The 21,542-nt window shown below is 57.2% G+C and carries 21 protein-coding genes; 8 read left to right on the forward strand and 13 right to left on the reverse strand.

Annotated elements, in window-relative coordinates:
- Positions 1-104: 104 nt before the first annotated feature.
- Positions 105-1,016 (reverse strand): LysR family transcriptional regulator, encoded by a 912-nt coding sequence (locus tag AEQ67_RS06395; protein WP_059403132.1) that lies wholly within the window; start codon positions 1,014-1,016, stop codon positions 105-107.
- Positions 1,017-1,567: 551 nt separating this feature from the next.
- On the opposite strand from AEQ67_RS06395, the gene AEQ67_RS06400 reads away from it, so the two are divergent.
- Complete coding sequence (locus AEQ67_RS06400) at positions 1,568-1,783, forward strand: hypothetical protein (protein WP_059403055.1); 216 nt, start codon at positions 1,568-1,570, stop codon at positions 1,781-1,783.
- A gap of 151 nt (positions 1,784-1,934) precedes the next feature.
- Here AEQ67_RS06400 and soxR read toward each other — a convergent pair whose 3' ends face one another.
- Complete coding sequence (gene soxR / locus AEQ67_RS06405) at positions 1,935-2,402, reverse strand: redox-sensitive transcriptional activator SoxR (protein WP_059403056.1); 468 nt, start codon at positions 2,400-2,402, stop codon at positions 1,935-1,937.
- A gap of 251 nt (positions 2,403-2,653) precedes the next feature.
- Between soxR and AEQ67_RS06410 the strand changes: the two genes are divergently transcribed.
- Entirely contained in the window at positions 2,654-3,910 is a 1,257-nt protein-coding gene (locus AEQ67_RS06410; protein WP_059403057.1) for an OprD family porin, read from the forward strand.
- A 37-nt stretch (positions 3,911-3,947) separates the two neighbouring features.
- On the opposite strand, the gene AEQ67_RS06415 is transcribed toward AEQ67_RS06410, so the two are convergent.
- Positions 3,948-4,826, reverse strand: coding sequence for a LysR family transcriptional regulator (locus AEQ67_RS06415; RefSeq protein ID WP_059403058.1), 879 nt, complete (start codon positions 4,824-4,826; stop codon positions 3,948-3,950).
- A gap of 156 nt (positions 4,827-4,982) precedes the next feature.
- Here AEQ67_RS06415 and AEQ67_RS06420 point away from each other — a divergent pair, with 156 nt between their 5' ends.
- Complete coding sequence (locus AEQ67_RS06420) at positions 4,983-5,381, forward strand: tautomerase family protein (RefSeq protein ID WP_059403059.1); 399 nt, start codon at positions 4,983-4,985, stop codon at positions 5,379-5,381.
- Between the two features lie 30 nt (positions 5,382-5,411).
- A complete protein-coding gene (locus AEQ67_RS06425; RefSeq protein WP_059403060.1) occupies positions 5,412-6,224 on the forward strand; it encodes an acetoacetate decarboxylase family protein in 813 nt (270 codons plus the stop codon).
- Between the two features lie 78 nt (positions 6,225-6,302).
- Here the strand turns inward: AEQ67_RS06425 and AEQ67_RS06430 are convergent, their stop codons facing one another.
- The 4 genes from AEQ67_RS06430 to AEQ67_RS06445 form a co-directional block, all read right to left on the reverse strand.
- Positions 6,303-7,709, reverse strand: a complete 1,407-nt coding sequence (locus tag AEQ67_RS06430) for an MATE family efflux transporter (RefSeq protein ID WP_059403061.1) — start codon at positions 7,707-7,709, stop codon at positions 6,303-6,305.
- Entirely contained in the window at positions 7,706-8,944 is a 1,239-nt protein-coding gene (locus AEQ67_RS06435; protein ID WP_059403062.1) for a CaiB/BaiF CoA transferase family protein, read from the reverse strand. Before AEQ67_RS06435 ends, AEQ67_RS06430 begins: the two co-directional genes overlap by 4 nt.
- An 80-nt stretch (positions 8,945-9,024) precedes the next feature.
- The gene (locus tag AEQ67_RS06440; RefSeq protein WP_059403063.1) at positions 9,025-10,554 is read right to left on the reverse strand and encodes a 3-hydroxyacyl-CoA dehydrogenase; all 1,530 of its coding nucleotides are present in this window, start codon (positions 10,552-10,554) and stop codon (positions 9,025-9,027) included.
- Positions 10,555-10,557: 3 nt separating this feature from the next.
- Complete coding sequence (locus AEQ67_RS06445) at positions 10,558-11,340, reverse strand: enoyl-CoA hydratase (RefSeq protein WP_059403064.1); 783 nt, start codon at positions 11,338-11,340, stop codon at positions 10,558-10,560.
- Positions 11,341-11,578: 238 nt separating this feature from the next.
- Here AEQ67_RS06445 and AEQ67_RS06450 point away from each other — a divergent pair, with 238 nt between their 5' ends.
- Genes AEQ67_RS06450 through AEQ67_RS06460 form a run of 3 tightly spaced genes read left to right on the forward strand, consistent with a single transcriptional unit; the run spans position 11,579 to position 14,990 of the window.
- The gene (locus tag AEQ67_RS06450) at positions 11,579-12,445 is read left to right on the forward strand and encodes an IclR family transcriptional regulator (RefSeq protein WP_059403065.1); all 867 of its coding nucleotides are present in this window, start codon (positions 11,579-11,581) and stop codon (positions 12,443-12,445) included.
- 60 nt (positions 12,446-12,505) lie between these two features.
- A complete protein-coding gene (locus AEQ67_RS06455; RefSeq protein WP_059403066.1) occupies positions 12,506-13,660 on the forward strand; it encodes an acyl-CoA dehydrogenase family protein in 1,155 nt (384 codons plus the stop codon).
- 55 nt (positions 13,661-13,715) lie between these two features.
- Complete coding sequence (locus AEQ67_RS06460; protein WP_059403067.1) at positions 13,716-14,990, forward strand: MFS transporter; 1,275 nt, start codon at positions 13,716-13,718, stop codon at positions 14,988-14,990.
- Between the two features lie 331 nt (positions 14,991-15,321).
- Here the strand turns inward: AEQ67_RS06460 and AEQ67_RS06465 are convergent, their stop codons facing one another.
- From AEQ67_RS06465 to AEQ67_RS06485, 5 genes are all read right to left on the reverse strand, one after another.
- Positions 15,322-15,780 (reverse strand): MarR family winged helix-turn-helix transcriptional regulator, encoded by a 459-nt coding sequence (locus tag AEQ67_RS06465; RefSeq protein WP_059403068.1) that lies wholly within the window; start codon positions 15,778-15,780, stop codon positions 15,322-15,324.
- A gap of 168 nt (positions 15,781-15,948) precedes the next feature.
- Positions 15,949-16,401, reverse strand: coding sequence for an Ohr family peroxiredoxin (locus AEQ67_RS06470; RefSeq protein WP_059403069.1), 453 nt, complete (start codon positions 16,399-16,401; stop codon positions 15,949-15,951).
- A 77-nt stretch (positions 16,402-16,478) separates the two neighbouring features.
- Positions 16,479-16,910, reverse strand: coding sequence for an Ohr family peroxiredoxin (locus tag AEQ67_RS06475; RefSeq protein ID WP_059403070.1), 432 nt, complete (start codon positions 16,908-16,910; stop codon positions 16,479-16,481).
- 429 nt (positions 16,911-17,339) lie between these two features.
- Positions 17,340-18,659 carry an epoxide hydrolase family protein gene (locus tag AEQ67_RS06480; protein WP_059403071.1) on the reverse strand — a complete coding sequence of 440 codons (1,320 nt, stop codon included), beginning with the start codon at positions 18,657-18,659 and terminating at the stop codon, positions 17,340-17,342.
- Between the two features lie 203 nt (positions 18,660-18,862).
- Positions 18,863-19,315, reverse strand: a complete 453-nt coding sequence (locus tag AEQ67_RS06485; RefSeq protein ID WP_059403072.1) for an Ohr family peroxiredoxin — start codon at positions 19,313-19,315, stop codon at positions 18,863-18,865.
- Positions 19,316-19,680: 365 nt separating this feature from the next.
- Between AEQ67_RS06485 and AEQ67_RS06490 the strand changes: the two genes are divergently transcribed.
- Entirely contained in the window at positions 19,681-20,598 is a 918-nt protein-coding gene (locus AEQ67_RS06490; protein WP_059403073.1) for a LysR substrate-binding domain-containing protein, read from the forward strand.
- 11 nt (positions 20,599-20,609) lie between these two features.
- Here AEQ67_RS06490 and AEQ67_RS06495 read toward each other — a convergent pair whose 3' ends face one another.
- On the reverse strand, positions 20,610-21,530 hold the full coding sequence (locus tag AEQ67_RS06495) for a LysR substrate-binding domain-containing protein (protein ID WP_059403074.1): 921 nt from the start codon (positions 21,528-21,530) through the stop codon (positions 20,610-20,612).
- Positions 21,531-21,542 lie beyond the last annotated feature (12 nt).

A 21,542-nucleotide genomic window follows, 5' to 3' on the forward strand; every position in this document is an offset into this window, starting at 1 on the left:
CCGATCCTAATCAGTCGTGATGCATTATTAAAATCAACAAAACAGGCATCATGCATAAGAATTTTTATACCTTGCGCCGCCCTCCTCCACTGCCCTTTGAGCGTTCAATCGAGACTCGATGCAAACTCGCCTTGTTGAACAAGCTCGGCCAGATAATCACGAATAAAACCGATATGGGGCTTACGCAGCGCTCCTTTGTTCCATGCCAGGTAAAACGAATTCTCAGGCGGCGCCAACGCAAACTTGATCGGCACCAATGTCCCGGCAGCCAGGCTGGCGTGACAAAGATATCCCGGAAGAACAGACCAGCCATGCCCTGCCCGCACCAGTGATTCGACAATACGCATATCGGGTACTGTGATGGCCGCCTGCAACAAAGGCTGCACCTTGAAAGCCTCCAGCCAAAAGTTTCGAATCAACGGAAGCTGTTCGTCATAAGCAATCAGCGGGAAGCTTTCAAGGGTCTGCGCCATGATGTGACGTTCTTCGATCTGGCGCGCAAGCGCGGGCGCGGCAACCAACAGCAAATGCTCGGTCGCCAAATGAATGTACCCATGTCGGATATCGTCAGGAACTGATGCGGTGATCGCCAGATCAGCTGTGCCGTCGTTGAGCAAAGCGTAAATACGTTCGCGGTTGCCTGTATGAAAGCGCAACTGCACACCTTGCGCGATCAGGGGAGCGAGGGCCCGCGCCACATGCGTGTAGAGAAAATCCGCTGGCCCGACAATGTGCACAGTCCCGCCCAGCGGCGTCGACACGTTTCTCAGAGAGGTGACTTTTGCCTCCAGACCATCCAGATGCGGCGCAATCGCCCGCGCCAGATCATCCGCAGCCGGGGTCGCCAAAACGCCCCGTGCACGTCGAACGAATAGCGGCTTTCCAACCAGTGATTCGAGTGCCTGGATGTGCATTGAAGCAGCGGGCTGGGTGATTCCCAGATGATCGGCCGCCTTGGAAAAAGACCCGGTTCTATAGGCCTCCAAAAAGGTGCGTAAGTAGTTGAGATGACTCATGGTCGCTGTCGCCTGTAAGACCTCATGCTCAACGAGCAGAACATCGAGGGACATTCGATGCTACAGGAAATCAACTCAATGAAGCCCCATCCCGCGCGACGCCGCTGCAGCGGCGCGAACGGCAAGCCCACGCGCAATAATACGGGGCAACCATGAGGTGATGCGTACACTGGACCTCCCCGGATACACCACCCGTTGCTGACGATCGAAGGCCTCTTGGGTCGTCCTGCGTGACTGGCACAGTCCGTCGGCACCTATCTATGCGCTGCTTCCTTCCAGACGTCATGTTCCAACGAAAACCAGCGCGTTTCTCGACGCTATCAGCACCCGCCTCGCAAACCTCTGATGGCTGACCGCCCTCTCACGATGTTCTGCCACGTGGGCCTGCCCGCCGACTTGGCCGTGGTCGATTAAGCCTTCCAATCCAACTAATAGATGATTTTTTTGTTTTCGCCTGTTGACCTCAACAATAGTTGAGGTTTTATAAATCACTCACACCTGCAAGACAGGTTTCAACTCACCTCCCCTGCCAATAGAAAGAGGTATGTGAAATGTCCTTACTTAAAGCGGCTGTGATGTCGATTGTTTTCACCCTGCCTACCGTATCGTTCGCGGAGGGTGGCAGTGACAAACTTGCTGAATGGCATTTGAGATCCAAAAAGCCGCCAACAAGCCAAACTGTCAACACAGATGCAACCAAAGACAGAACCATTACTCAGGATGAAAAGCAAAAATCAACGACTGAAAAAACCCTCTCAAAACAGTGAATATGTATTAAGCCTGAAGAGCAGTATCGCTTGAACCTTTAAACCACACTGCATAGCCGCATTGATTGTTGGCTTGGCACCTTATTACGCATTGCGTTTTATGGAGGCGCTTGCGTAATAAGGATGCACTAACGGAGTAACTAATGAACGCTTATTTTTGCGTTAACGCTCGATCGAAAATGACAGGGCCGCAGGCATCCTGGCCCAGGAGATCCTGTGGATTGAGTAATGGACACTCCCCCATGGTTAAACAGCCGCAGCCAATACAGCCTTCCAGACTGGTCTGCAGTTTTGACAGGCGCGCTATACGTTCCTTCAGCGAGGTAGCCCACATTTTTGACACTGTTTCCCACTCCTTGGCCGTCGCTTTACGGTCATGGGGGATCGGTTCTAAAGCCGTCTTGATTTCCGCGAGTGAAATGCCACTGGCTTGAGCGACTCGAATAATGGCAATGCGCCGAAGAATCCCGCGACTGTAGACCCGCTGGTTTCCAGCTGAACGCTGTGGCTTGAGCAGGCCTTTAGACTCATAAAAATGCAGAGTGGATACGGGTAAACCGCTGCGCTTGGCCACTTCACCCACGCTGAGACTCTGGGCAGAGGTGATTTTTTCGTCCACGGCATTGACCTCAAGTTTGGTTCAGGTTTTATAAAGATAATCGTCGTTTCAAAACCAGGCAACCCCCTCTTTGTCTTTATCTGATTTTGGAAAAATCAATGATTAAAACTTCACCCTTTAACGCCTCTACAGTATTGATCGATTAGCCGCAAGATGGGATCCCGATAATCCTGAAGCCCGTTGCATGGGCAAAACTAAACATGCAGTTTCCTGCCAACACCAACAAACAAAAAACGCTTCAAGGAGTATCTATGCTTGTCCGAAATAGAGCCGTACTTGCCTGTGCTTTATTCTCTATAAATACGACGCTTGCCTATGCAAGTGAGCAGTCTGAATCCAAAGGATTCGTGGAAGACAGCAATCTGAAGGTGTTACTGCGCAACGTCTACTTCAATCGGGACTTCAAAAACGGCAAAAATGACGCCAAGGTCTGGGGCCAGGGATTCATTGGCACCTTCGAATCCGGTTTCACCCAGGGCACGGTCGGTGTCGGTGTCGACGCCTTTGGCCTGTTGGGGGTCAAGTTAGACAGTGGTCGCGGTCGCAACTACACCGCGTTCTTCGATACCGACAGTGATGGTCGTCCGGTTGACAGCCTCTCTGAGGCCGGGGCCGCAATCAAGCTGCGTCTATCCAATACCGTCCTTCGCTATGGCAACCAATTCCCGACGATGCCTGTTCTGGCCTACGACGACTCCCGTGTACTGCCACAGGCGTTTACAGGCACCTTGCTCACCAGCAAGGAAATCGACGGTTTGACACTCCATGCCGGGCGCTTCACCGCTGACAGTCCGATGGGCGATTCATCACGCGACCCGAACCATTTGAAAAGCATTGATGTGGTCGGTGGTAGCTACAGCATTACTCCACAGCTGACGGTTGCTGCCTACCATTCCGATGTCGAGGACACCTACAAGAAGTCCTACGGCAATGTGAACTACACATTGCCTGTCACTGAAGCGCAGGCGTTGAACCTCGACTTCAACATCTACCGTACCGATTACAAAGACGGGGCCCAGGCAGCGCTTGATTTCGGGGGTGACGGCGATAACGACAGCAACACCATTTGGAGCCTGGCGGCAAAATACAGCGTTGGCTCTCATGCCTTTACTGTTGCGCACCAGCGCAGCAGCGGTGATGCCGGCTATGCCTATGATTATGGTGATGGCGGTAATGCGATCTACTTGGCCAACTCCTACTACTCCGACTTCAATCTGAAAGATGAAGAGTCCTGGCAGCTCAGCTACGAGCTGGATTTCGCCGGGTTCGGCATTCCGGGCCTGACCTACAAGACGGCTTACGTTCGCGCAAGCAACATTGACGCGGGCGGCGAGCAGGATGGAACGGAACGGGAGTTCTTCAACCAGGTCAAGTACGTCGTACAGGAAGGCTCGTTGAAGGACCTGTCATTCAAGCTTCGTAACTCGATTTATCGCGCTGACCGTGATGTGGGTGCGAACCTGAATGAGGTCCGTGCATACATCGAATATCCGCTGGATTTACTCTGACAAATTGCGCCGGGTGTCCCGGCGCAACTTGAACCCATTACGTAGAAGATGCTGCCGCGCGAAGCGACGCCCCGAAGATACGGACGGCCTCCTTCATGGCCTGATCCCGTACGCGGGTATAGACCGCTATCTCGATACCAGGAAGCGCAGGCAAACCCAGCTTGCTCCCCACTTCGACCGACCGCGATGGACGCCCTTTGAGGGTCATTGGCGCAACGGCCATTGCAGCCATCACTGCCGCCCCGACAGTCGTGATACCGCCGCCCACAAACACTTCGGTCCAGGCGATCCCTGACTCATCAAGCGCCTTCAGCGCACTGGCGCGCACACCGCAAGGCGCGGAGAGCGAAGCAATCCGCAGCGGCTCCGACGGGTTATGCACCCACAGCGGGGATGCAAACCATCCGCAGGCCTCTTCAAACAATTTTTCCGCGTCGTTGCGCGTGGTATCCAGCCTGGCGAAGGCCGCATCGAGTTCACCGACATCATAGGCGGCCAGCATTTCGCTTGATGCACCGATGCGCACTTCGACACGCAACGACGGATCGTGCCGGGAAACAAGCTCAAGCAGCGGGATGAGATCGTCAGTAGCGGTGTGATCAATCAAGCCGATTCGCAACCGTCGCTGCGGCTTCATATCGAGACCGACCGCTCGATCATTGGCGTTCAAAAGCTCTCGCGCCGCGATCAGAAACTGAGCGCCCTCGGCGGACAGCTTGACGCGTCTGGGCGTGCGCTCCAGCAGCCGTTTTCCGAGGCGCTTTTCGAGTCGTTTGAGTTTCAGACTGATCGCCGACTGGGTGGATTCGAGCACTTCAGCTGCCCGCGTAAAGCTGCTCATTTCGGCAACCAGCACGAAGGCCTGCACGGCATCCAGATCCAGCAACCGCCGGATCGGCAGGGGCTCGGCACTCATAACAATCACCTCTCAGACCAAGGGGCCGCACTCGCCATGAGTGCTGGTTTGACGTCGATAGATTAACAATTGTCATTACAGAAATATCCTGTGATTTCTGTTTTTAATGATTTGAGCGACTTAGCATTGACTCCAACAACTGCTGGAGAACTCACCATGCCAATGACCCACATCTCCATGCGCAAAGGCAAGCCGCCAGCCTACCGCGCCGCCGTCCTCGAAGGCATTCATGCCGCACTGCATCAGACCTTGGGTGTGCACCCGCAAGCGTATTTCATGTCGGTGACGGAGCACGACGACGCCGACTTTCGTGTCAACACCACTTACCCGTTTACCCGTAGCCCGGACGTCCTGCTGATACAGATCACGTTGACCGAGGGCCGGTGCGCCGAGGAAAAGCAGCGGTTCTACCAGGACCTGGCTCAGCGTCTTGCCATTGCCCCCGGCGTCAACCCGGCAGATGTCTTCATCAACCTCATCGAAGTGGCCAGTGAGAACTGGTCACCCGGCAACGGCATGGCGGGTCGAATCCCTGTCGCAACAGCAAATTCATAATCCACTTTTTTATTTGATCCGGAGACATTCATGACCCAGTCCTACACAACCCCCCTCACACCTCGCGGCCTGTCCAGCATTGCCCCTCCTCCGCCATGGCACTACTCCGGTGACTTTTTGGTGGTGGAGTTCTGGGCGGATCCCATCGCGGTGGCCAATACGCTGCCTGCCGGATTGACGGTCGATAGCGCGTCGCCAGGCCATGCATCCGCCGTGTTTGTGGATTGGCAGTTCACGGGTGAAAACGATGAACTGCTGGATCCGGCCAGATACCAATATCGCGAATTTTTTATCCTGCTGGACGCTTTGCACGAAGGGCAGCCGGTTTCATATTGCCCCTACATCTTCGTCGACAATGATTCCGCCTTGATGCGCGGCCTCATCCAGGGCTTCCCAAAGCGACTCGGTGCTGTCCACCAAACGCGCACGTTCTCGGCGCCCAGCCGTGCGGCGGCTCAAGTAGAACCAGGCGCGCGTTTTGCCGCGACGGCATCAACGGCCGGTCAGCGAATCGCGCGTGGAGAGGTCCAGCTCCAACACAAAATTGACGACGTTTCCAAACTCGGCTTCGGCGCGCGCCCCTTGATCAATTTGCGCCACTTTCCGCGTCTCGCGACAGGGCAGCATAACGATCCGGCCGTGCATGAGCTGGTTGTGTCGGTCATGGACAATCCCAACATTGTCGACGCGTGGGCAGGCGAAGGGAACCTGGTCTTTCCCCAGGCGGAAGGCGAAGAGGTTTCCGATCTTGCACCCACTCGCGTAGGCGCGGGTTTCAGAGCCTCGATGTCTTACACCGTAACGGATCTCAAGGCGCTGCCGAACGCCACCATCGAACGCTAAAAAATAGCAGGCGCATTGCGGCTGAGCGCGTTGCTCAGCCGTTTCGCCCAGACGGTTGATAAAACGTCAGTGAGACGATCAAGTCGACTGGATGCGTCGCATCAACGCGGCAGTGCTGCGCGGCCAGCCCACGCGGCCGAACCACGCGCCGCCAGCGATCGCACCGGTAATGACGAGGCCGAACACCACAAATGCTGCGCCCTGCGCAACGAACACATGCACCAGATCACCGCCCCAACGCAAGGCAAGCCATCCCCCGAGGCCAGCCACAACCAGCCGCGCGAGGTTGCCTGTCACAGGCCAAAACAGACGCCCTGCCCCTTGCGACGCGAAATGCAGCACCTGCCCGAGACCAAAGAAGCCGTAGAGCGGCCCGACCGTTTGCAAATACTGGGTCCCTGTCTTGAGCATGTCAGGCTCGTTGCCGAACAGCATCAGCCAGGCGTGCGGGAAGAACGCCGCTGCCAGACCGATCGCTTCGGTGATTAAAAAGACCATGATGGCGCCCACCCATGCAGCCTTGAGGGCGCGTTCACGGTTGCCGGCACCGATGCAGGTACCGACCATCGCCAGCAGCGGTGCACCAAAGCCAAACGCCAGCGGCACCAGCAGATATTCAAGGCGTGCCGCGGTGCCGTAGCCCGCCACCGCACCCGGCCCGAAATGTCCCGACAGCGCCGTCGCGATGCCGATCGACAAATTCGTGGCCGCTGTCCCAATCGCGCCAACGAGACCAATGCGCAAGATGTCGCGAAACAGCGGCCAACGAAACCGTACGCCCACCAGCCTCGGCTTGAGCAGGCTGCGCGGTGAACGCAGGTACATCCAGAATGCGAGCGTTCCTCCAAGGTAATAAAGCAGCAGCGCCAGCGCGCCACCGGCAATGCCCATCCCCGGAACGGGGCCCCAGCCGAAAATGAGCAAGGGTGACAGCGGGATGAGTATCACCGCACTCGCGACAGTGACGTAGGCCGGCACCGCCATATTTCCGGTGCCGCGAATCACCGCCGCCTGCGAGTTGAACAGCCACACCAGCACGGAACCGGCAAATACCCAGTGCGAATAGACCAGCGCCGCATCAAGCGACGCGCCAGTACCGCCCATCTGCGCAAACAACCACCGTCCGCCCAACAGCAGCGCCAACGTGAAGGCGAGTGCGAACCCGAGCGCAATCACTATCGCGTGAAGCACCAGTGCATCCGCATCATCACGGCGTTTTGCGCCAAGTGCCCGCGCAATCGACGAAGCAATGCCGCCGCCAATCGCGCCTGCAGAACTCATCTGCATCAGCATGACAATCGGAAACACCAGCGCCATCGCGGCTAGCGAATCAGTGCCGAGCTTGGCGACAAAATAGGTTTCGATCAGTCCGATCGAGGCCTGGACAATCATCACCACCACATTGGGCGCCGCCAGGCGCAGAACGGTTGGGACGATCGGCGCTTCGAGCAGAAGCCGCGTGCGAGGATCGATCGTGGCACTCATTGTTTGCTTAACTGCTCGATCCCCCCGCGGCTCTTCAACTCGGCAAGCCGTGCCTCATCGAGCCCCAACTGACGCTTGAGAACTTCATCGGTGTGTTCACCCAGCATCGGCGCTGGACGCAGGTATTCAACCGGTGTGCCGGACAGTTTGATCGGGCTGCCGACGGTGACGAAGTCTGGCTTCAGCGGATGGGGAATGTTGACCAGCATGTTGCGCGCCTTCACCTGAGGCTCATCGAGTGCCTGGGCGATGCTGTTGATCGCGCCGACCGGAACGCCCTGCGGATGAATGCGTCCTACCCATTCATCGGCGGTGCCACAGAGGAAATGCTGCGCCAGGATGGCAATGATCTGCTCCCGATTGGTGACCCTGTCAGCATTGCGCGTGAAGCGCGGGTCTTGAGGAAGGTCCGGCAGGCCGATTGCCTGGCACAGGTCGACAAACTGCGAATCGTTGCCGCAGGCAATAATGAAATCGCGATCGCTGGCGCGGAACACTTGATACGGCACGATATTGGCGTGAGCGTTACCGTAACGCCCCGGCGGTTTACCGGAAGCCAGGTAGTTCTGGCTCTGGTTGCATAGCGTGGCAACCTGCACATCCAGCAGCGCCATGTCGACGTGCTGGCCCAGGCCAGTTTTCTCGCGACTGAGTAACGCAGCCTGAATGGCGACCGTCGAGTAAAGCCCCGTCATCAGGTCGGAGAACGCCACGCCTACTTTCTGCGGACCGCCACCCGGCAAGTCATCACGCTCACCGGTGATGCTCATCAGTCCGCCGATGCCTTGAACGATGAAGTCATAGCCTGGCTCGGCAGCCCGAGGGCCTGTTTGCCCGAAACCCGTCACCGAGCAATACACCAATCGCGGATTGAGTTCGGACAGGGTTGCATAATCCAGCCCGTATTTTGCCAGTGAGCCGGCCTTGTAGTTTTCGATCAGCACGTCACAGCTGGAGGCCAAGGCACGCACGATCTCCTGGCCTTCGGGGCTGGCCAGGTTCAGCGCCACCGACAACTTGCCGCGGTTGGTCGACTGGTAATAAGAGGCTTCCTGAGTCGTCTCGTCATTCTGCCCCTTCATCCAGGGCGGGCCCCAGCCACGGGTATCATCACCCATGCCCGGCCGTTCGACCTTGATGACTTCAGCTCCCAGGTCGGCAAGGGTCTGGCCACACCAGGGGCCGGCCAGCACGCGGCTCAAATCGAGAACGCGGTATCCCGTTAAAGCACCCATTTCAAATCACCTTCTGTTTACGCATTCAGACGCGTTCAATAACCATTGCCAGCCCTTGGCCGACACTGCACGGGCGGTACTCAGCTGAGTGTCGGTTCGAGGTGGCGCAGCGAAAGGCCCAGTGTTGCGCGCCGGCGCAACCACGGGCCGGGGCGGTAACGTGGATCGCCGGTCAACTCGGTCATGCGCTCAAGGATGGTCAGGAGACGTTTGGCGCCAACACTATCGCCCCACGCCAAAGGCCCCTGCGGATAACCCAGCCCCCGGCGCACGCCCTCTTCGAGGTCTTCGACGGTGGCGATCCGTTGCTGGACGATGTCCCCGGCCAGGTTGACGATCATGGCCAGCACGCGCTGGGCGACGAAACCGACGCTGTCGTTGATCACGCTGACACCGACACCATCGCGAGCCAGCAAGGCGTGTGCGGCATTGCGCATGTCGATTCGCGTGGCCGGCGTGAGCATCAGCGTGCGGTAGCGAGCGCTGTCGAGAATCGGGTCGAGGCACACCGTGCGGGTCGGGTCGGTGGCAAAGCGCTCAGCGGCACTCGTGGCATCCAGACCGTAGGGCGCCAACAGACAAAGTGCTTCGCTGGACGGCGTAGTGCCCTGCTCCACTTGCGCACCCAACTGCTCCAACAAAGCAGTCAGGCGGGTGTGATCAGCCTCGTTTTCAGTACCGAGCCACACCGGCGGCAGCGCTTGCACGACCGGTACTGGCTGCGGCTGGGGTGCATCAACCATTTGGCCATCGGCGTAGCGATAAAAACCGCGTCCGACTTTGCGGCCGACGTAGCCAGCCTCAAGCATTTGCCGGGTCAGCGCTGCGGGGCGATAGCGAGGCTCCTGGTAAAACTGGTTATAGATCGATTCGATCACCGGGTGCGAGACATCCAGGGCGGTCAGGTCGAACAACTCCAGCGGCCCCATGCGAAAACCCAACCCCTCACGCAGGATTCGGTCGATCTCGGCGGGCTCGGTCACGCCCTCCTTGAGCATTTGCAGGGCTTCCGTGCTGTAGGCTCGTCCGGCATGGTTGATGATGAAACCTGGCGTGTCTTTGGCGCGAATACCGCAGTGGCCCATGCGTGCCGCCAACGCTTGCAGGCGATCACCCACCTGCCGGTCAGTGGCCAGGCCATCAATGACCTCCACCACTTTCATCAGTGGCACCGGGTTAAAGAAGTGGAAGCCGGCAACCCGCTCAGGTATCCGACAGAGTCGGGCGATACTGGTTACCGACAGCGAAGAGGTATTGGTTGCCAGCACACAGTCGTCAGCGACGACCGCTTCAAGTTCGGCGAGTAACGCCTGTTTGGCATCCAGGCGCTCGATGATGGCTTCGACGACCAGGTCGACGTCCTTGAGTTCGCTCAGCGAGGTGGCGACCTGAATTCGATCGATTGCAACCTGGGCCGCGCTGCCCGCCAACTTGCCCTTGCTCACCAGCTTGTCGAGCGTGCGCTTGAGGCTGTCGCGGGCAGCCTGGGCGGCGCCTTCGCGATTATCGAACAGCAGGACATCAATACCGGCCAGCGCCGCAATTTGAGCGATGCCGCTGCCCATGACGCCCGCACCGACAATAGCGACGTGATTGATCTCGTGTGTCATCAATCATTCTCCCGAGAAAATGGCTTTGCGTTTTTCCAGGAAGGCACGGGCCCCCTCTTTCTGGTCCCTGGAGTCGAACAGCAACTGAAACGCCTTGCGCTCCAATGCCAGGGCGCTGTCCAGGGGCAGATCGGCACCGGCCAACATCACTTCCTTAATCTGCGCCACAGCCAGAGGCGGCAAGGCAGCTATTTCCGCCGCCAGCGCAAGCGCGCGTGGAATCGTTTGTTCATCGCTCACCATCTCGCTGATCATGCCCATGGCCAGCGCTTCCCGCGCCGCTACCAGGCAGCCGGTCAGCGCAATACGCATGGCCTGGAACTTGCCGACGGCGCGAATCAGGCGCTGCGTACCACCGGCGCCCGGCATCAGGCCGAGCTTGACTTCTGGCTGAGCGAAACGGGCCGATTGCCCGGCCACGATGATGTCGCAATGCATTGCCAACTCGCAGCCGCCACCGAGCGCGACCCCATTCACCGCAGCGATCACCGGTTTGGGGCAGCGGCTGATCGCCTCCCACAGGTACTCGGTGTGACGACGATACATCTCGATAGGGCTCGCATCGGCAAACTCGCGGATGTCTGCACCGGCAACAAAGCACTGCTCACCGCCGGTCAGGACGATTGCACGGACCCGATCATCGTCGGCCAGCGCGCGAAAAATCGTGGCCAATTGTTCGCGGACTGCACCGTTAAGTGCATTCTTGACCTCGGGCCGATCAATTCGTACGACAGCGACGGCATCGTCACGGATGTGCAGATCCACTACCGATTCTCGGGAACCCATACCTACCTCTCATTGTTGTTTCGCTATACGAAACTAGATACCGTATTTGTGATTAATCATAGATACGCATCCAAATCCCTGTAAACAGAAAATATTGATCGTTACTTTTAACCTTTTATTTTCAATGACTTAGTGTTCAGTTTAGAAATCTATTGGCTTTTAAAGGTTCGACATTTATAGTTTCGCCTAGCGAAACTTGATTTTATTTACTTGCATTTCCCAAAAGTGAGGTTCTACCATGAGTCGCAACAAAGCCGACCAACCCGCTGCGGACACCACCAAAGGAACGGATGAAATCGACTTGCTGAAGAAAGGCATGCTCGATCCCGCCAGCGCACTGAACGAGGACGAAAGTGGTGGCCAGTTCGTGACTGCACTGGCGCGAGGACTCGAATTGATGAGGTGCTTCACGCCGCGCCAGAACGTGTTGGGCAATCAGGACCTGGCGCGAATGACCGGGCTGCCCAAACCGACCGTGACACGTCTGACCAATACGCTCATGCGCCTGGGCTGCCTCAAACGTGAAGTGCATTCGGGCAAGTATCAACTGGACGTCGGTGTGCTCGGTTTCGGCTACGCCATGTTGTCGAATCTGTCGATTCGCTCGCTGGCTCATCCGCTGATGGAGGAACTGGCCAATCATGCGCAGGCCGCCGTCGCGATGGCCGCCCGTGATCGACTGCAGATGGTTTACCTGGATGTCGTCCAGGGCAAAGGCAACACAACCATGCGGCGGCAGATCGGCAGCTACCTGCCCATGGCCCAAAGTTCGATGGGCCGTGCGTGCCTTGCAGCGATGCCGGAAACCGAGCGGGAGTTTTTGCTCGACCACATTCGCCAGCGCGAAACGGAGCAATGGCCAGCCATCCGTAAGGGGCTGGACAAAGCATTCAGGGATTTCTCCGACTACGGCTTCTGCCTGTCGATGGGAGAGTGGCACCGCGATGTGAACTCCGTTGCCGTGCCGTTGCTACACCCGCAGTTCGGGTTGCTGACCTTCAACTGCGGTGGACCGAGCTTCCAGCTTCCGCGGGAGCAACTCATGGACGATATCGGACCGCGTCTGATCGACATGGTCAACAACATTGGCGCCGCTGCTCGCTGAGGCAACGGAGTAACGGCGCCCTAAAACAATCGGCTCGCTGACGAGCCTCCAGGAGCGCCCATGATCCGTGATACCGAAACGCTGCAGATTTTGGTGAATTCACTTCACCAGTTCGTCAACGAGGTGCTGATCCCCCGTGAAAACGAGGTCGCTGAAACTGACGCCATCCCGCACGATATCGTTGAGCAGATGCGGGAAATGGGCTTGTTCGGCCTGACGCTTCCGGAAGATTTCGGTGGTCTGGGTGTCACCATGGAAGAGGAAGTAAATATCGCTTTCGAACTGGGCCGGACGTCACCGGCCTTTCGCTCCTACATCGGCACCAACAACGGCATCGGCTCCATCGGCATCCTCCTGGACGGCACCGAAGAACAGAAACATCACTACTTGCCCAGGCTCGCCAGTGGCGAACTGCTCAGCTCCTTCTGCCTGACCGAGCCAGACTCCGGCTCAGACGCAGCCTCGCTGAAAACCACCGCCGTGCGCGACGGTGACAGCTACATCCTCAATGGCACCAAACGCTTCATCACCAACGCACCGCATGCCAGCATCTACACGGTCATGGCACGCACCAACCCCGGGATCAAAGGTGCCGGCGGTATCAGTGCGTTTATTGTCGAGCGTGGCACGCCAGGCGTTTCCCTGGGCAAACCCGATCACAAAATGGGCCACAAAGGTGCGCACACCTGCGACGTGATTTTCGAGAACGCGCGGATACCTGCCAGCCAATTGATCGGCGGCGTCGAAGGCGTCGGCTTCAAGACCGCGATGAAAGTTCTCGACAAGGGTCGCCTGCATATTGCAGCACTCAGTGTCGGCGCCGCAGAACGCATGCTCGACGATGCGTTGCATTACGCCCTTGAGCGTAAACAGTTTGGCCAGCCCATCGCCGAATTCCAGCTCATCCAGGCGATGCTCGCCGACAGCAAGGCTGAAATCTATGCAAGCCGCTGCATGGTGCTCGATGCCGCACGCAAACGCGACGAGGGTCGTAACGTCAGCACCGAAGCCTCCTGCGCCAAGATGTTCGCCACCGAAATGTGCGGGCGTGTCGCCGACCGTTGCGTGCAAATTCATGGCGGCGCCGGCTATGTCAGCGAATACGCCATCGAGCGCTTCTACCGGGATGTTCGTCTGTTCCGCATTTATGAAGGCACCACCCAGATCCAACAGATCGTGATTGCCCGAAACATGATCCGCGACGCCAGGCTCTGAGAATCCTCAACCCCGATTCACATCGTTCCTCTCATAAATACAACAAGGTAACGCTATGGACACTACGGCTCAGGTGGGTGAGACCACGCATGCAAAAACCAGTACCTGGGTACTGGTGTTTATCTTCTGCTTCCTTGGATTGTTGATCGACGGCGCTGATTTGATGCTGCTCTCCTACAGCCTGGGCAGCCTCAAGGCTGAGTTCGGCTTGAGCAACGTCGAGGCCGGCAGCCTCGGGAGCTTCACCCTGGCCGGCATGGCCATCGGTGGCATCTACGGGGGTTGGGCGTGCGATCGCTTCGGCCGGGTGAAAACCGTGGTCTGGAGTATCACGCTGTTTTCAGTGGGGTCGGCGGTGTTGGGTCTCACCCATAGCTATTGGCAGTTCGCGATCATCCGGTTCGTGGCATCGCTGGGCATTGGTGCCCTCTATGTCGCCTGCAACACGCTGATGTCCGAATACGTACCGACTCGATACCGCACCACGGCGCTCGGCACCCTGCAGGCAGGCTGGTCGGTGGGGTACATCGTCGCGACGTTGCTGGCAGGCTGGATACTGCCGGTCCATGGCTGGCGCTGGCTGTTTTACATCGCCATCATCCCAGTGGTCCTCGCCCTGGCCATGCAACGCTTCGTTCCTGAACCGCAAGCCTGGATCGATGCTCAAGCCGCGCGGGCGCGGCAGAAACTCGCTGGCCGCAGCAAGCTGTCGAGCGAAAAACGCGAGAGTGTGTTCAGGCAGATTTTCAGCGACCCGCAGGCTCGCCGCATGTTCATTCTCTGGGCGCTGACGGCGGGCTTCCTGCAATTTGGCTACTACGGCGTGAGCAACTGGATGCCGACGTACCTGGAAAGTGAACTGGGTATGAAATTCAGTTCAATGACCGGTTACATGGTGGGCACCTATACCGCCATGATCCTCGGGAAAATTCTCGCTGGCCTGGCGGCGGACCGTATCGGGCGTCGTGCCGTGTTCGCCTTTGGCGCACTGGGTACGGCGGTGTTCCTGCCTGCAATCGTGTTGTTCCAGAGCCAGGAAAACATCCTGTGGATGCTGGTGGTGTTCGGCTTCCTGTACGGCATTCCCTATGGTGTGAACGCCACCTATATGACCGAAAGCTTTATGGTCAAATTGCGTGGCTCCGCCGTGGGTGGTGCCTACAACATTGGTCGTCTCGGTGCAGCTATCGCGCCGGCATCCATCGGCTTCCTCGCCTCCCATGGTTCGATCGGGATGGGCTTTATCGTGATGGGCGCGGCCTACTTCATTTGTGGCGTGATTCCGGCGTTGTTTATCCGCGACAAGCAGTTCGATCCACAGAATCAATAGTCCCTCCGTTCCATCGTGCAATGGTCACTCAACGGGAGCCACTGTTGGCTCTCGCTGAACTGGGTGACACGAGACCGTGTGATGGCCTTCGCGGGCAAGCCTCGCGCCTACATTTGCGCCGCATTCCTCCTGTGGGAACGAGCCTGCTCGCGAAGGAGCCCTCAACGACACAGCAAAAACATCGCCCTGCCGCTCTGATGCGGGCTTTGCCTGCCCGCTACAACCCAGCCATAAAAAAACCTCCCCGAGTGCGAACCCGGGAAGGTTTGGAACCCGTATCAGGATGCACCTCGAAAATCTGCGCCAACTCACAACTTTTACTCGAAACGACTTACTCCCTGTCTTTCGTCGTCCGGATCAGATTGCTGCGTAATTTCACAATGGCCTTCTGCATTTGCACGAAGTCGTCAGGATCGAGACCGGTTTGCGGGAAGCCATCTTCCGTCAAACCTTCACGCAATTTGCGCCCTTCTTTCGTCAGGCTGATCCTCACCTGGCGCTCGTCTTTCGGGTCACGCTGGCGCAACACATAGCCCATCGCTTCCAACTTCTTCAGGATCGGTGTGAGGGTATTGGATTCGAGGAACAGTTTTTCGCCGAGGCTACCAACCGTCTGGTTGTCTTCCTCCCACAGCGCCACCAAGGTGATGTACTGCGTATAGGTGAGGCCAAGCCGTTCAAGCATGGGTTTATAAGCCTTGCCGAAAGCGAGGTTTGAGGAATACACCGCAAAACACAGGAAATCGGAAAGCTTCAGGTCCAGTGCGGATTTCTTTTCAGTGGATTTCATGAGCATTCTCTATGGCCAAAAGCGGGTGGATCGCATGGCGCCAACTATACATCGCATACGATGGTGTCGGAAGTGCTCACACCTTTGGCAATCATTATCCAAGGCCATCAAATCTGTTTACGTCGACAACCGGCTCGCCAGGGATGCCCCTGGCGAGCTGACGGTGCTTTAGGCGGTGAGGACGTTGATAGCGACGTCAATGTTGCCGCGTGTTGCTTTGGAGTACGGGCAGATTTGATCGGCGTTGTGCGCCAGTTCAGTCGCGACACCGTGTTCCAGACCCGGCACCCGCAGGGTCAGTCGAGCCTGGAGGAAGTAGGCTGGCCCGGTCTGGCCCAGATCAACCTCGATGTCGACGGCCGTGTCGGTCGGCAGTGTCACCTTCATCTGTTGGGCGGCCAGCCCCACCGCTGCGATGTAGCAGGCCGACCACGCACCGGCGAACAATTGCTCGGCTTTCGGGTGCGGCTGGACAGCGATGAGCTCGTGTTCCGGTTTGGCGCTGCCGGGCGATGAAAGCGTGATGTCGAGGCTGCCGTTATGGCCGCGCGACGTGTTGCCCGCACTGTTGCGGGTGGTGTGGGTTTTGCCGGTGACCAGTACTTTTTCGATCTTGCTCATGATGATTCCCTCAGGTTTACAGGTTTATGATTCGTACGCGCTTGTATCGCTTGCGACTATATTGATGCGTCCCGGCATCACGCCGTAATAACGTTCAGGGCAACATCGATATTGCCGCGTGTCGCTTTGGAGTACGGGCAGATGGAGTCGGCGATATGTGCCAGTTCGGTCGCTACATCGTGATCCAGCCCCGGCACGCGCAGGGTCAGACGGGCCTGAAGGAAATAGGCCGGACCAGTCTGGCCCAGGTCCACTTCGATGTCGACGGCCAGGTCCGCCGGCAACACGATGTTGCGTTCCTGGGCCACCAGCCCGACCGCAGCGGTGTAGCAAGCCGACCATGCACCGGCAAACAGTTGCTCGGCTTTCGGATGAGGCTGAGTAGCGGCGAATACGTGGGCCGGCTGAGCGGAACCTGGCGAAGACAGTTCGATATCGAGGTTGCCGTTACGACCGCTGAGGGTGGTGTGGGTTTTGCCGGTTGCCAGTACTTTTTCGATTTTGCTCATGGGTGTTTCCTCAGAAGTTAATTGCTGTATACGATTTAATCGCATGCGTCATTTGTGTGATTAAAAAAGGCAACGTTTATCAATTGCCCGCTGCTGTGATCCAGTTGTTGCCGTTGTGACCATGGAAAGCGTGATCGGTAGAGAAGGACATGTTGTAGCTGCTTTCGGTGGTCATGGCTGAATCTCCAAACGGCAACTCGTGGGCTTCTTGTCGCTTTCGATTTGGTCGTATGCGATGAATAAATATTCGATCAAAGCCCAGGCGATGTCAAATATTATTTTTCGCACAGACGACGAGCGGTAGGTGCGACCTCACATTCTGGTGGCGCGATTCGGATCCCTTCACGCATGGCGATCAACAATCCGAACCGAGCCACCCTGCCCTTCATACAACCAGGATCAGGACTTCGTCGCCTGGGGTCTTGTCGCTTACCTCAGAGATTTGAACCCGGCCCGCACTTCCTGTGAGAACAGCGCCGGCTGCTCCCACGCCGCAAAGTGCCCCCCTTTGGGCAACTTGTTGTAATGCACGAGTTTGGGATAGGCCTGCTCCGCCCAGCTTTTCGGCGCCGCATACAGTTCATCCGGAAATACGCTCACCGCGACCGGAATGTTGACGCCCTTGACGGCGAAGAATGTTGACCTGTTCTCCCAATAGAGCCGCCCTGAAGAAACGGCGGTATTGGTCAACCAGAACAGGGTGATGTTGTCGAGGACGTCATCGGGGGTGAGCCCTTCCGCGTGGCCGTCAATGGAGCGCGCAATCATCTCGTAGCTTTTAGGATCGTGATCAAGCATGAACGCCGCCAAACCAACGGGTGAGTCAGCAAGACCTGTCAGCGACTGGGGCCTGTCGCCCATCATGATGGCGTAGCCGATGTGCTTGTAGGTGTTGGCGAGTTGATCCGCCGCGAGCTTCTCCTCATCGCAAAGACCGCCGGGTACTGGCTCGCCGCGAAACAGCGCCGCATCAAGTTCAGGCGGGATGACGCCCGGCATGTTCGAGTGAATACCGATCAAACCGGTTGGTGCCTTCACCGCCATCAGATCGACAACGATAGAGCCCCAGTCGCCTCCTTGCGCGCCATACCGGGTGTATCCGAGACGCTTCATCAACTCGATGTAGGCATCGGCGATACGCACCGGATTCCAACCCCGCTCGGTCGGTTTCTCGGAGAAGCCGTAACCGGGCATCGACGGAATCACCAGGCTGAACGCATCGGCGGCATTGCCACCGTACGCCGTGGGATCGGTGAGCGGTCCGATGACTTTCATCAATTCAATGATCGACCCAGGCCATCCGTGCGCCATCAGCAGTGGCAAGGCATTCTGGTGTTTTGAGCGGACATGAATGAAATGGATATCCAAGCCATCAATATGGGTGATGAAGTTCGGAACTGCGTTTATTTTGGATTCAATCACTCGCCAGTCGTAGTTTGTCGCCCAGTGGTGGGCCAGTTTCTGGATTGTTGCCAGTTGTACACCTTGGGAGGAGTCACTGACCAGTTCCTTGTCCGGCCATCTTGTTGCTTGAATACGTCTGCGTAATTCTGAAAGATCTGAATCTTTGGCACTGAAATGGAACGGGCGTATTTCATTGGAAATACTGTTTGTGTTTGTTGTTTTAGGCATTGCATCAATCCTGTTTGAGAAACCGAGTAACCCTAACGGCGCAACAGCACAGGCCACGGCGGCAGCGCCGCAAAATGTACGTCTGGTCAGGGAGAGTTGCTTTACATGTTTTGGCATACAGGCTCCTGAGGCGCAAAGTTACGCGTAGAGCGCCTTGTTAAAAGGTGCCAACGACAAGGGGTCATGCTGAATTGGATTCAATAAGGCGTATTACAGCAGGCAGGCATAGCAGAAGCTAAACTTCTATCCACTATAACCAGGCACGGAAATGTTTGATTAGAGCGGTATTACCTGGCTCGGTAATTAAGCAACTCGTCCAGTCACGACGTCTGGACATTAAAGTAAACGTCAATATTGCCGCGCGTTGCCTTCGAGTACGGGCACATCTGATCCGCTGCATGTGCGATAGCCGAAGCCACCTCATGAGAAAGACCTGGCAAATGCACATTGAACCCCGCCTGAAGCAGGTAACCGCTGTCGCTTTGACCCAGGTCGATCTCGATGTCGACGGATACATCCGCAGGAATCGTCACCTTCAACGTTTTGGCCGCAAGACCAAGGGCTGCGATGTAGCAAGCAGACCACGCACCGGCAAACAACTGCTCGGCGGTGGGGTGCGGTTGGGTCGCTGCGAACACGTGGGCCGGCTGCTCGGCACCGGGCGTTGACAGTTCAATGTCGAGTTTGCCGTTGTGCCCGCGCGACGTGTTGCCGGAACTGCTCAAGGTGGTGTGCGATTTACCGGTTGCCAGGACTTTTTCGATTTTGCTCATCAGTGATTCCTAATTGTTTTAATGACATTCAAATAGAACTAAAGAACGTAACTATCTGACAGGACTGATTTTATAGGCACGCTCAAGGCGCCGAATAGAACGGAAAAACCGATCACCTTCGGCTTTTCCGCCCGCCCTCCACTGCCCTTCGCTCTTAATCTTGCGCAACCGCTCGTCGCCAACGAGCAACGCCCGCTTTGACATCGTCAGGTGTTTAATTGAACATTCACAAATCACGTACGATTTGATCGCTTACGATTTATATCTATCTTCAACGCCCTTTCCATTGAAAATTCAGCCATGAACACCGCAAGCGCCGAGAAATGTTTTGTCTCTACCAACCACGCCCCTGAAGGCTGTGCTTCATGAAGCTAATCCAGCTGCGAGCCTTCTGCTCAGTGGTCGACATGGGCAGCTTTCGTGCGGCGGCACGCACACTGGACGCTGCTCAAAGTACATTGACAGAGTCGATTCAAAGCCTGGAAAGAGAACTCGGGGTCACCTTGTTGGTGCGTTCCAGTCAAGGCATCAGCCTGACCCTGGCCGGTAAGGTTTTCCTGACTCGGGCACGCTCGATCATCCTCGATTGCGATTGCGCGGTACAAGACGTCCGCCAATGGAATGGTGTGCCTGAGGGTCAAGTCTCATTGGGTGTTACAGCAGAATCACTGGCGGCGTGTTTGATGCCGGTCTTCAGCAGTTTTACCAGCAGATTTCCAAACGTGCAGCTGCATGTCGCCAGCGGAAAGACGAAAATGCTGATCGAGATGATTCGAACAGGTCGGCTCGACTTCGTGATGTGCCCCCTGAATCCAAAAGCCTGCGATATCGACCTGCACATTGAGCGGCTGTACAGCTCGAAAGCCAGCGTTATCGCCCGCAAGGGACATCCCCTGGCAGAGGCTCGCTCAGTGCGCGAATTAGCCGATTGCCAGTGGATCAGCGTTCGGCCAGCCGGGGTTGTCGGTAGCGCGGAGAACCATCTGAACGAACTGTTCAAGGCCCAAGACTTGCCACCGCCGAAGATCGCGATCACTACCGAATCGCTGCTGGAAATCCTTCACATCATCTCCGAAACGGATTACCTGACCATTGAGCCCTGCCTGCTTCCCAGCCTGAAGTTATTTTCTTCGTCGCTTATCAGCATTTCGATTCGGGAGCCGTTGGAATCGAGTGAGGTGTGCTTGATCAGCCGTCGCGTGCCACCGTTCAGCCGAGTCACACAAGAACTGACCAGCATGCTGATTTCTTACTCACGCCTGCGTCACCGCGCCAAGGGGTGAACGCTGAGTGGTCACTGTGTTTTCGTCGCTGGCGCGTCTTGTCTTGCCGCTTCGATGTTCCCTTGAGCGAGCAACCAGGTCTCGAACTTGCGATGTATCAGCGTCTTCGGCACGCCTGCCGGGGTCAGGCTGTAATAGCGGCGGCTGGGGGTGCGGATGTTTGCGAATGGCAACACCAGGCGCCCGACATTGACGTCATGCTCCAGGGTCGGCATCGGGCCGATGCCCAGGCCAAGCCCATCAATCAGCGCGGTGTACGTCACATAGAAATGATCGAAGCGCTGACGCTCGGTATTTCCGTGTTCGGTCGAACCTGCCGAATTCAGCCACTGCTGCCAATCCCCTGGGCGCGTCTCGGTTTCCAGCAGCAAATGATTGCGCAAGTCCGCCAGTGAATTGAGCGGCACTCGGGCCAACAGACTCGGAGCCGCTACCACCGTGAGCCATTCATCCAGGAAAGGCTGGGCACTGAAGTGGTCGGTTTGCGGGGAGCCACGGCGGATCGCCAGGTCGAAGCTGCCTGCCAACGATATTTGCTGGCTGGTCGCTGTTTGAACCTGGATCAACATGCCGGGGTGTTGCTGGTGAAAGTCGTTCAAACGCGGGATAAGCCAGCGCATGGCAAAGGTCGCGGGCGCGCTGACCCGCAGTAGCATGCTGGCGCTGCCCTTGCCGTAGCGTTGCGCGGCGTCGTTGATTCGCTCAAAAGCCTCGCTGACTTCCAGGGCGAAAGCCAGCGCATGGGCTGTGGGGGCCATGCGCTGCCCTGCCCGCTCGAAAAGCTTTTGCCCCAACCAGTCTTCAAGGGTCTGGATCTGCCGACTGACAGCGCCATGAGTGACGTTCAGTTCCTCTGCGGCGGCGCTGTAACTGCCGGCGCGGCAAGCGGCGAGAAACGCCTTGAGGGCGGGTAATGGTGGAATGCGGGTCATGATGATCCCATC

Source organism: Pseudomonas sp. RIT-PI-q (assembly GCF_001297125.1).
In the GTDB taxonomy this organism is placed as follows: domain Bacteria; phylum Pseudomonadota; class Gammaproteobacteria; order Pseudomonadales; family Pseudomonadaceae; genus Aquipseudomonas.

Coding starts and splice junctions, on each gene's coding strand:
- AEQ67_RS06450 (WP_059403065.1), top strand. CDS start 11,579: ATGAGTCGCAACAAAGCCGACCAACCCGCTGCGGACACCACCAAAGGA.
- AEQ67_RS06400 (WP_059403055.1), top strand. CDS start 1,568: ATGTCCTTACTTAAAGCGGCTGTGATGTCGATTGTTTTCACCCTGCCT.
- AEQ67_RS06470 (WP_059403069.1), bottom strand. CDS start 16,401: ATGAGCAAGATCGAAAAAGTACTGGTCACCGGCAAAACCCACACCACC.
- AEQ67_RS06490 (WP_059403073.1), top strand. CDS start 19,681: ATGAAGCTAATCCAGCTGCGAGCCTTCTGCTCAGTGGTCGACATGGGC.
- AEQ67_RS06475 (WP_059403070.1), bottom strand. CDS start 16,910: ATGAGCAAAATCGAAAAAGTACTGGCAACCGGCAAAACCCACACCACC.
- AEQ67_RS06415 (WP_059403058.1), bottom strand. CDS start 4,826: ATGAGTGCCGAGCCCCTGCCGATCCGGCGGTTGCTGGATCTGGATGCC.
- AEQ67_RS06485 (WP_059403072.1), bottom strand. CDS start 19,315: ATGAGCAAAATCGAAAAAGTCCTGGCAACCGGTAAATCGCACACCACC.
- AEQ67_RS06435 (WP_059403062.1), bottom strand. CDS start 8,944: ATGGGTGCTTTAACGGGATACCGCGTTCTCGATTTGAGCCGCGTGCTG.
- AEQ67_RS06410 (WP_059403057.1), top strand. CDS start 2,654: ATGCTTGTCCGAAATAGAGCCGTACTTGCCTGTGCTTTATTCTCTATA.
- AEQ67_RS06395 (WP_059403132.1), bottom strand. CDS start 1,016: ATGAGTCATCTCAACTACTTACGCACCTTTTTGGAGGCCTATAGAACC.
- AEQ67_RS06465 (WP_059403068.1), bottom strand. CDS start 15,780: ATGAAATCCACTGAAAAGAAATCCGCACTGGACCTGAAGCTTTCCGAT.
- AEQ67_RS06495 (WP_059403074.1), bottom strand. CDS start 21,530: ATGACCCGCATTCCACCATTACCCGCCCTCAAGGCGTTTCTCGCCGCT.
- AEQ67_RS06440 (WP_059403063.1), bottom strand. CDS start 10,554: ATGACACACGAGATCAATCACGTCGCTATTGTCGGTGCGGGCGTCATG.
- AEQ67_RS06480 (WP_059403071.1), bottom strand. CDS start 18,659: ATGCCAAAACATGTAAAGCAACTCTCCCTGACCAGACGTACATTTTGC.
- AEQ67_RS06420 (WP_059403059.1), top strand. CDS start 4,983: ATGCCAATGACCCACATCTCCATGCGCAAAGGCAAGCCGCCAGCCTAC.
- AEQ67_RS06460 (WP_059403067.1), top strand. CDS start 13,716: ATGGACACTACGGCTCAGGTGGGTGAGACCACGCATGCAAAAACCAGT.
- AEQ67_RS06425 (WP_059403060.1), top strand. CDS start 5,412: ATGACCCAGTCCTACACAACCCCCCTCACACCTCGCGGCCTGTCCAGC.
- AEQ67_RS06455 (WP_059403066.1), top strand. CDS start 12,506: ATGATCCGTGATACCGAAACGCTGCAGATTTTGGTGAATTCACTTCAC.
- AEQ67_RS06430 (WP_059403061.1), bottom strand. CDS start 7,709: ATGAGTGCCACGATCGATCCTCGCACGCGGCTTCTGCTCGAAGCGCCG.
- AEQ67_RS06445 (WP_059403064.1), bottom strand. CDS start 11,340: ATGGGTTCCCGAGAATCGGTAGTGGATCTGCACATCCGTGACGATGCC.